Genomic DNA, 9,437 nt, shown 5'->3' on the forward strand with positions numbered 1-9,437 from the left:
AGACACCGACGGAACGAACCGAGGAGAGCGATGCGCGTCAAGGTGACGCTCCGGCGCCCCGACACCACGCACGACGACGTCGTCATCACCGCGGACGCGGGGGCGACCATCGGCGAGGTGGCGTCCACCCTGGCCCGCGTGGACCCGCGCGGGACGGGCACGGTCGGCGCCGGCCGGCGGACGATCGAGGCCCGGCTGCCCGGCCAGGACAGGCCCACGCGGCTGCCGGCCGACGCCGCGCTCGGCGAGGCGTGGATCGGCTCGGGCGCGGACGTGGCCATCGTCGAGCTCGACCGCCCGGGCTTCGACTACCAGCCCTCCCGGGACGTGCGCGCCACCCTCCGGTTCGCGGACGGCAGCGTGATCGACCTGCCCGAGGGCAGCTGGACGCTCGGGCGTGCGCCGGGCTGCGACGTCGTGCTGAGCGACCCGCTCGTGTCGAAGCAGCACCTGCGCCTCGACGTCTCGGACGTCGTCGACGTCGTCGACCTGGGCTCGGCCAACGGCCTGCTCGTGGACGGCGACCACGTGCAGCGCCTGCGCGTCGAGGGCAGCCAGCGCGTCACCGTCGGCGACACCGTGATGACGATCGAGCGGCGCAAGCCGCAGACCCTGACGGGCGTGGCGCCCAAGGCGGGGCCCGTGCCGTTCACGCGCTCGCCGCGCGTCGAGGCGCGGTACAAGGGCGAGGAGTTCGACGCGCCCGAGGTGCCCGCCGAGACCGAGCCGCAGCCGTTCCCGCTGCTGGCGATGCTGGCCCCGGTGCTCATGGGCGGGTTCATGCTCGCGATGGGCCGCGGCCTGATGTCGCTCGTGTTCATCGCGCTGTCGCCGATCATGCTGGCGGGCAACTACCTCACCCGGAACAAGCAGACGAAGAAGCGCAAGGAGCGCGACATCGCGCGCTTCGAGGAGCGCCTGGACGCGCTGCGCGACGCCCTCGGGGGCGAGGAGGAGACGGAGCGGTCCGTGCGGCTGCGCGAGGCGCCGGCGACCCCGCACGTCTTCGCGGAGGCGATGCGGCACGGGCCGATGCTCTGGACGCGCCGCCCCGAGCACTGGAGCTTCCTCAACGTCCGGTTCGGGATCGGCACGATGCCGTCGCGCAACACCGTGAAGGACACGGCCAAGGGCGCGATGATCAAGGAGTACCAGGAGCGCCTGGACGCCGTCGTCGACAAGTACTCGACCGTCTCGGGCGTCCCCGTGGTGGAGAACCTGTACGACGCGGGTGCCATCGGCTTCGCCGGGCCGCCCGCCAAGGTGGCGGGCAGCCTCAACGCCACGCTGCTGCAGCTCACCGGCCTGCACTCGCCGTCCGAGCTGGTCGTGACGGGCATGGTGAGCCCGGTGTGGACCAGGTCCCTGCAGTGGCTCACGTGGATCCCGCACACCTCGTCGCCCCAGAGCCCGATCGAGGGCCACCACCTGGCCGACTCGGCGAGCGGCGCCGCTCGGCTCGTGGCCGAGCTCGAGGAGCTCGTCACCACGCGTCTGCGGGCCGCGCGCGGCGGCGCCCAGCGGCGCGGCGCGATCGACGAGGACGACGCCGCCCTGGAGCGGGGCAGCGACGTCGGGGGCAAGAAGGCGGAGGCCGGCACGAAGTCCGCGGTGCCCGCGGTGGTGGTCGTCGTCTCGGACGACATCGACGTGGAGCGGGCCCGCCTGGTGCAGCTCGCCGAGCAGGGTCCCGACGCGGGCGTGTACCTGCTGTGGATCTCCGCCGACACCGCGTACCTCCCGGCGGCGTGCCGCACCTTCGTGGACCTCGGCGAGCACGGGCCGCGCGTCGGCATGGTGCGGCTGGGGCGCTGGGTCGACGACGTCGAGCTCGAGGAGATCGACGCGACCGCGGCGCTCGACTACGGGCGGCGGCTCGCCCCCGTCTTCGACGCCGGCGCGATCGTCGCCGACTCGTCCGACCTGCCGCGCTCGGTGACGATGCCGGCGCTGCTCGGGCACGAGCTGTTCGAGGACCCGCGCGCCGTGCTGGAGCGCTGGCGCCAGAACCTGTCGGTCTACGACCGCACGCAGGCGGTGCCTCGCAAGCGCGCCGGGTCCCTGCGGGCCATCGTCGGCTCGGCCGGCCTCGACGCCCAGCACCTCGACCTGCGCAGCCAGGGCCCGCACGCCCTGGTGGGCGGCACCACGGGAGCCGGCAAGTCGGAGTTCCTGCAGGCATGGGTGCTCGCGATGGCGGCCGAGTACAGCCCGGACCGCGTCACCTTCCTGTTCGTCGACTACAAGGGCGGCTCCGCGTTCGCGGACTGCGTGCAGCTGCCGCACTGCGTGGGCCTGGTCACCGACCTCTCGCAGCACCTGGTGCTGCGCGCGCTCACGTCGCTGCGTGCAGAGCTGCACCACCGTGAGCACCTGTTCAACCGCAAGAAGGCCAAGGACCTGCTGGAGCTGGAGAAGCGCGGGGACCCGGAGACGCCGCCGGCGCTCGTCATCGTCATCGACGAGTTCGCGGCGCTGGTGGGCGACGTGCCCGAGTTCGTCGACGGCGTCGTCGACGTCGCGCAGCGTGGCCGGTCGCTCGGCATCCACCTCATCCTGGCGACGCAGCGCCCGGCGGGCGTCATCAAGGACAACCTGCGCGCCAACACGAACCTGCGTGTCGCGCTGCGCATGGCGGACGAGTCGGACTCCAGCGACGTCGTCGACATCAAGGACGCCGCGCACATCGACCCCGCGATCCCCGGGCGCGGCGTGGTCAAGACGGGCCCGGGCCGGCTGCAGGCCTTCCAGTCCGGGTACGCGGGCGCCTGGAGCACCCGCGCCCCCGAGAACACGGCGATCGAGGTCGCCGGGCTGCACTTCGGCCGTGAGGAGAAGTGGGAGGAGCCGGTCGACCCGTCGGCCTCCGCCGACGAGGACGTGGACCTCGGGCCCAACGACCAGCAGCGGCTCGTGGCCCGGGTCACCGAGGCGTTCCAGGCCGGGCGCCTGCCCACGCCGCGCCGCCCGTGGCTCGACTCCATGGCCGACGCCTACGACCTCACGCGCCTGCACCAGCGCACGGACACCGAGCTCCTGCTCGGCGTCGCCGACATCCCCGAGCAGCAGGCGCAGCGCCCGCTGTACTTCAACCCCGACACCGACGGCCACCTGGGCGTGTACGGCACCGGCGGCGCCGGCAAGAGCACCGCGCTGCGCACGCTCGCCGCGGCCGCCGGCATCACGCCGCGCGGCGGCCCCGTGCACGTGTACGGCCTGGACTTCGCCGCCGGTGCGCTGCGGATGCTCTCGGCGCTGCCGCACGTGGGCACCATCGCGCGCGGAGACGACGTCGAGCGCGTCGTGGCGCTCATGCGGATGCTGCGCGACGAGCTGCTGCGCCGCGGGGAGGCGTTCGCCGCCGTCTCGGCGTCGAGCGTCACCGAGTACCGCCAGATCACCGGTCGCGCCGACGTGCCGCGCATCCTGCTGCTGGTGGACGGGTTCCCCGGCTTCCGCGACGACTTCGAGGTGGGCGCGGGCCGCGCCGAGTGGTTCGACGTCTTCCGCGACATCCTCAACGACGGCCGCGCGCTCGGCATGCACGTCGTCTTCACCGCCGACCGGTCGGGCGCCGTGCCGACGTACGTGCGCTCGATGGTGCAGCGCAACCTTCTGCTGCGGATGACCGACGACGGGTACCTGGCGTTCAACGCGCCCCGCGACATCATCACGGCGGACTCGCCGAACGGACGGGCCATCCTCGACGGCCTCGAGGTGCAGGTCGCCGTCATCGGCGGCACCACCTCCGTGTCGGCGCAGGCAGCCGCGACCGAGAAGCTCGGCCAGTCGATGGTGCAGGCCGGGGTACGCCCGGCGCCGGCGGTGCAGGTGCTGCCCACCGAGTACGGGGCCGGCGAGCTCCCGACGCACGTCGACGGACTGCCCGTGCTCGGCCTGGACGGCATCACCCTGAGCGCGGTGCCCTTCGACCCGACGGGCACGATGGTCGTGGCGGGCCCGCCCGGGTCGGGGCGCAGCAACGCGCTCGTCGCGATCGCCCGGGCGGTGCTGCGCGCCAACCCCGACGCGCGGATGTACCTGTTCGCGCAGGGGCGTTCCGCGATCGCCGACAAGCTGCCCTGGACCGAGGTGGCGACCGGGGTGGAGAAGGTCAAGGCGCTCGCGACGGACCTGCTCGCCGCCGTCCAGGACGAGGACGTGGACCCTGGCATCGTGGTCCTGGTCGAGGGCATCAACGAGTACCTGCAGTCGCCCGCGGACAAGCCGATCCAGGACCTCACGAAGGCGATCCGCAACAGCGACCACCTGCTCGTCGCGGAGGCCGAGACCGCGGGCTGGTCGGCGACCTGGCCGCTGCTCGGCGAGGTGAAGAACGGACGGCGGGGCCTCATCCTGCAGCCCGAGAACCTCGACGGCGACACCATCCTCAAGACGTCGCTGCCCCGCAGCGGCAAGGGGGAGTTCCCCGTCGGTCGCGGCGCATGGATCGCGCGGGGCAAGCAGACGCGGGTGCAGCTGCCGCTGGTGCTGGAGGACTGAGCCGGGCGGTCGGGGTGGACGCCGGTCGATGGGGAGGACTCCCCATCGACCGGCGCCGTCGCCCTCGGCTACGGTGCTGCCCGGCGGCGAGACGACGAGCTGCGTGACGACGAGGGGGAGCTGTGGCCGGGTACGACCTGTCCATCGACATGGAAGAGTTGCGCACTCTTGCCAAGGACCTGAAGACGATCAAGAACGAGTTCGAGGGCGCCGACGACCACGCGGAAGACGCCGCGGCCGCGACCGGCCACGACGACCTGGGCGGCAAGGTCAACGACTTCGCGGACAAGTGGCGCATCAAGCGCGAGGAGATGACCGAGAACGTGGTCAAGCTCCAGGGCATCGTCCAGCAGATCGCCGACACGTTCACCGAGATCGACACCGAGCTCGCCAAGGCGCTCGAAGACGCCGCCGAGAAGGCGAAGTAGGGGGAGACATCGTCATGGGTGACACGCAGTGGCAGAAGCTCGACGGGGACGCCGACCTCGTGCGCAGCAAGGGCAAGCGGTACCAGGACATCGCCGACGCGATCGGGCGCGCCACGGCGACTCTCGACGCCATCGTCGACGACGCGAGCACCACCGCGCAGTCGATGGACGAGACGAAGACCCTGGCGTCCGACGTCAAGGAGGACATCTCCAAGGCGACGGAGCGGTACCGGTTCACCGGGGACGCTCTCGTCGCGTACGCGTCGGCCCTGGACACGGCGATCTCCGAGTCGGAGACCGCGGCGGCCCAGATCGCGTCCCTCGAGGACGACCTCGCCGCCGCGCGCGCGACGGCGAACAACGCGCAGAACGACGTCGACGACCTGCCGAACGACGCGCCCCAGGGCGACGCCGACAGCGCCAACAGCGCCCTGTCGTCGGCCAACTCCCGCGTGACGACCCTCGAGTCGAGCCTGAGCTACTGGCAGGGCCGCTGGAACGACGCGAAGGGCGACAAGGACTCCGCCGCGACCACGGCGAAGAACAAGATCGACGAGGTCGTGACGGGCGACAAGGTCCACGGGCTCGAGGACGGCTTCTGGGACAAGGCCGGCGAGGTCTGGGACAGCATCTACAAGGTCGTCAAGGTCATCTGCGACATCGCGGGGATCCTGGCGATCTTCCTCTCCTGGGTGCCGATCCTGGGCCAGGTCCTCCTGGTGCTCGCGGCGGTCGGCGCGATCCTCGCCGTCGTGGACGCGGTGTTCAAGGCCGCCCGGGGCAAGGGCTCCTGGTGGGGCGTGCTCGGCGCGGCCGGCATGGCGGCGCTCACCCTCTTCGGCGGCAAGGCGATCAGCGTCGTCGCGAAGTACGCCAAGGCGCGCATGGTCGTCCAGACCGCGTCGCGCATGTCGCCGCAGAACGCGAAGAACGTCTTCGGCGCGGCCACCCTCAAGAGCACCCGCAAGATCTTCGCGCAGACCAACGGCCAGCGGGTCACGGAGGTCCTCAAGTCGCCGTTCATCCGGTCGGCGGGCGACAAGCAGATCGCCGGGCTGTTCCGCGGCGGGAACATCGGGACGGGGCTGAAGAAGATGTTCCCGAACCCGTTCACGGGCTCGGGGCTGCGCACGCTCTTCGGCAACGACGACGTGACCGACATGATGGGCGTCATGGGCAGGATCGACAGCCGGCTCCCCGGCAGCATCGGGACCATCCACTTCGACAACGTCAGCTCGGTGACCTCGTCGATCGCCACCATCGGCGGGTACAGCGTGACGGCCTTCAACGGGATCCGGAACGGCGTCGCGTTCGCGGGCGAGATGGGCGTCGGCGACTACGGCCAGGCGGCCTCCCCGGGAGTCAGCCTCGGCACGTCCGGCATGGGCGGCCCCTACGGCAACATCATCGGCGGCGGCCTGAGCCTGGCCGGAGGGTAATCGACGGGTGTGGCCGGCCTCGTGCCGGCCCGCGGGGGCCGCGCCTAGGATGGGCGCGGCCCGCAGCCTCAACCAAGGAGACCGACGACGTGACACGCAGGGTGGCCGGTTACGAGCTGAGCCTGGACGAGGGATGGGTGCTCGTGCCCGACGGGCTCGGCGACGTCGACGCCTGGGCCCGGGAGATCGCCGTCGGGCTCGTGCCGCCGGGCGCGGCGGAGGCCGAGGCCCGGGCCGACGATGCCGTGCCCCACCTCGACGGTGCGGAGACGCCCGTGGTCGATCCTGTCGAGTCCCTCGCGGACCGGATCGCCGACGTGGCACGGTCGGCGTCCGACAGCGGGATCGCGGCGCTCGCGGTGGCCTTCCTGGTCCGCCGGCCGGCGCTCGGCGACGTCGATGCGATGCTGACGGTGGTGGCGCAGGCAGGGCTCTCCGCCGACGCGTTCGCGGCGGACCTCGAACGTCTGGTCGCGGAGTCGGACGATCCGTCGTCCGTGTACGCCCAGGCGATCGACGGGACCGTCCCGGCGGGGGACGTGCGGGGAGTCCACCTCATGGTCGGCCACCTCGACCCCGACCTCGGCGACGGCGTCGCGCACCTGGAGGAGCGCGTCGCGCTGGGTGTGTTCCCGCCCGGCAGCCCGGACATGCTCGAGGTGACGGTGATCGCGAACGGGGTCTCGGTGTTCGACGACATGGCGCAGGAGGTCATCGACCTCCTCGCCGGCCTGACGGTGGAGCTGGAGGCGGCATGACCCGCAACGTGAGGTTCCGCGAGGGGCGGATGCGGATCGTGCTCCCGGGGACGTGGGCCAGCATCCCGCTGGAGGACGAGGAGACCGCCGTCGAGCACGTGCGGCGCCTCGTCCGGCGACAGGTCGGCAAGGCCGACCGGCTCGCACGGGCGCGCCGCGAGGCCACCCAGGAGGTCGTCGGGAACGTCCGCGCGGCGATGGCGGCGGGGGTGCACACGTACCTGATGTCCCTCGAGCTGTTGCCGGGGGTGCCGTTCCCCGCGGTGATCCTGGCCCTCGACGAGGAGTGGCCGGCGGCGTCGGCCGAGGCTCTGGCCGCGGGCGACGTGGCGCAGGCGCTGCGCGACGGGTACCCGACCGGCGAGGTGGAGCCGCAGCGCAACGGGCCGGTGGCCCGCGTGGTGGAGATGACCCAGGGGAAGACCGGCGAGGGCGACACCGTCCTGACGATGCGCCTCGAGTACCACATCCCGTATCCGGACGGTTCGAAGCTTCTGCTCGCGCGCGTCAACGTGCCGGGCATCCCGTCGGCGGAGCCGTTCGCGACGCTCTTCGACGAGATCCTCGACTCGGTGACCTTCATGGACCCGGACCACGACGGTCAGGAGGCGGGGCCGTCGGACGACGCGCGCGACGGCGCGGCCCGTCCCGGACCGTCGGAGCGGGCCGCGAGTTGACCTCCGCCCCCGACGAGGCCGCCACGGCCCCCCGCCCGCCGGGGACGGCGGCGCGCATGCTGCGTCCGCTCGGATATCTCCTCGTCGGCCTCGTGTGGACGGTGCTCGCCCTCGTGATCCTGGGGCTCGGCCCGGGCATCCTCGTCTACGTCGCCGTCGACGGGACGATGGAGGTGGGTGGCATCTGGGCCGGCCTCGTCGAGCAGCCGTCCGAGATGGTGGCCTTCTGCCTGGTCGTCCCGCTGCTGGTGGTGCTCTGGGGACCGGGAGTGCTGTGGTACCTGCCGTCGGCGAGCTGGCCGCTGGCGGCGCTGTCCTTCGTCTACGTCGGCCGGTCCCTGATGCCGGGGTACACCGACGAGCGGCTGTCCCGCACCACCCGCGTCGGGCGGGGCAGGACGATCGGGCTGCCGACCGTGGGCGGGGTCGCGCTGTCGCTCCAGCCGGTGCGCGAGACGGCGCTCACGCGTTTCCTCATGCGGTTCTACGTGTCGGGCTGGCTGCCCGACGGACGGATGTTCCTGGCGATGCTGCCGGCAGGAGCAGGCTGGTTGCTCGCGCTCGTGGGGTTGGCCCGGGACGTCCCGGCTCCGGCTCGGGCGGTCCTGCTCGTCGCGGCGGCGGCCCTCGTCCTGTGGAGCGTGGTGCTGGGGCGTCGTGCCTGGCGGCGCCGGTTCGACGGCACCGCGGCGCCGTCCACCACGAAGGGCTCGGTCGCCGAGCTGAGCGCCGGCGAGCGCAGGGCGCGGCTCGCCGAGCTGACCGCGCGCCGCGAGGCGCGGCAGCGCCGGTCGCCCGGGCGCTGACCGCGCGGTCTCAGTCCTTCGTGCCGCCGGTGGACGCCGCGCGGAGGGCGCCGGCCCGCCGCACCGTCAGGACGGCGCCGACCACGAAGACCACCACGATGAGCACGACGAGCACCGGGACGGCGCCCAGCTCGCCGAGAACCTCGAACCCGGCGAAGGCCCCCACCACCGCGAGGATCACGCAGACGAGCGTCGCGATGAGGACCGGGGTCTCGATCTTCTTCCTGCGCACCGGGTTCGACCCGTTCGGTGGCGTGGGCATGAGTGCTTCTCCTCGTGGCGCCGGCGGTGGTCGTCGTGGGCGACGACGACCGCACCCTACGCGGTTCGGCGTCGGAGCGCGCCGCCCGGCGCTCGTGCTCCGGCGGGTGGTGCCCCCGGTGCCGGCCTGGCGACGGTGGTGACCCGGTCGAGCACCGGGCGCCCGTCATGGGGAGGAGTCCCCATCGACGGGTGCTCGGAGCGCCCGCTAGGGTCGTCAGCGGACGACGGATCGGCCGCTAGGGGGCCGGCCGAACCACCGATGAGCTGAGGAGCTTTTCATGGCGAACATGAACGTCACCTACGACGAGCTGCGGTCGCAGGCGGGTCAGCTGCGCAACGGTCAGCAGCAGATGACCGACATCCTGCACAACCTGCAGACGCAGGTGAACAACCTGGTGTCGTCGGGCTTCGTGACCGACCAGGCCTCGGGCGCGTTCCAGACGTCGTACGAGGAGTTCACGACGGGTACCACGCAGGCCATCGAGGGCCTCGAGGGCATGGCGTCGTTCCTGGAGCAGGCGGCGCAGACGCTGTCCGACGCCGACTCGCAGCTGGCGCAGGG

Annotated in this window: 8 protein-coding genes; 7 read left to right on the forward strand and 1 reads right to left on the reverse strand. The window is 72.5% G+C overall.

The genetic code is table 11. The features are described 5' to 3' along the window. Positions 1-30 precede the first annotated feature (30 nt). The 6 genes from ACFCZN_RS17795 (at position 31) to ACFCZN_RS17820 (ending at position 8,611) form a co-directional block, all read left to right on the forward strand. Positions 31-4,503 carry an FtsK/SpoIIIE domain-containing protein gene (locus tag ACFCZN_RS17795; RefSeq protein ID WP_429764869.1) on the forward strand — a complete coding sequence of 1,491 codons (4,473 nt, stop codon included), beginning with the start codon at positions 31-33 and terminating at the stop codon, positions 4,501-4,503. 122 nt (positions 4,504-4,625) lie between these two features. After that, positions 4,626-4,931: a hypothetical protein gene (locus ACFCZN_RS17800; RefSeq protein ID WP_429764867.1), complete on the forward strand. Its 306-nt coding sequence runs from the start codon at positions 4,626-4,628 to the stop codon at positions 4,929-4,931. 14 nt (positions 4,932-4,945) lie between these two features. Next, on the forward strand, positions 4,946-6,370 hold the full coding sequence (locus tag ACFCZN_RS17805; protein ID WP_430557630.1) for a hypothetical protein: 1,425 nt from the start codon (positions 4,946-4,948) through the stop codon (positions 6,368-6,370). 89 nt (positions 6,371-6,459) lie between these two features. Continuing rightward, positions 6,460-7,128: a hypothetical protein gene (locus ACFCZN_RS17810; protein WP_429764863.1), complete on the forward strand. Its 669-nt coding sequence runs from the start codon at positions 6,460-6,462 to the stop codon at positions 7,126-7,128. After that, on the forward strand, positions 7,125-7,805 hold the full coding sequence (locus tag ACFCZN_RS17815) for a hypothetical protein (RefSeq protein WP_430557631.1): 681 nt from the start codon (positions 7,125-7,127) through the stop codon (positions 7,803-7,805). The genes ACFCZN_RS17810 and ACFCZN_RS17815 overlap by 4 nt, the downstream gene beginning before the upstream one ends. After that, positions 7,802-8,611, forward strand: a complete 810-nt coding sequence (locus ACFCZN_RS17820; RefSeq protein WP_430557632.1) for a hypothetical protein — start codon at positions 7,802-7,804, stop codon at positions 8,609-8,611. Before ACFCZN_RS17815 ends, ACFCZN_RS17820 begins: the two co-directional genes overlap by 4 nt. Positions 8,612-8,621: 10 nt before the next feature. Here the strand turns inward: ACFCZN_RS17820 and ACFCZN_RS17825 are convergent, their stop codons facing one another. After that, positions 8,622-8,873, reverse strand: a complete 252-nt coding sequence (locus ACFCZN_RS17825) for a hypothetical protein (RefSeq protein WP_429764858.1) — start codon at positions 8,871-8,873, stop codon at positions 8,622-8,624. Positions 8,874-9,153: 280 nt separating this feature from the next. Between ACFCZN_RS17825 and ACFCZN_RS17830 the strand changes: the two genes are divergently transcribed. Next, on the forward strand, positions 9,154-9,437 hold a 284-nt coding region (locus ACFCZN_RS17830; protein ID WP_430557633.1), incomplete at its 3' end, for a WXG100 family type VII secretion target.

Origin of the sequence: Isoptericola sp. NPDC056134 (assembly GCF_042264825.1) — a bacterium.
Lineage (GTDB): Bacteria > Actinomycetota > Actinomycetes > Actinomycetales > Cellulomonadaceae > Isoptericola > Isoptericola nanjingensis.

Excerpts from the sequence above, each read along its gene's own strand:
- ACFCZN_RS17825 (WP_429764858.1), bottom strand. The coding sequence starts at position 8,873 with ATGCCCACGCCACCGAACGGGTCGAACCCGGTGCGCAGGAAGAAGATC.
- ACFCZN_RS17815 (WP_430557631.1), top strand. The coding sequence starts at position 7,125 with ATGACCCGCAACGTGAGGTTCCGCGAGGGGCGGATGCGGATCGTGCTC.
- ACFCZN_RS17805 (WP_430557630.1), top strand. The coding sequence starts at position 4,946 with ATGGGTGACACGCAGTGGCAGAAGCTCGACGGGGACGCCGACCTCGTG.
- ACFCZN_RS17795 (WP_429764869.1), top strand. The coding sequence starts at position 31 with ATGCGCGTCAAGGTGACGCTCCGGCGCCCCGACACCACGCACGACGAC.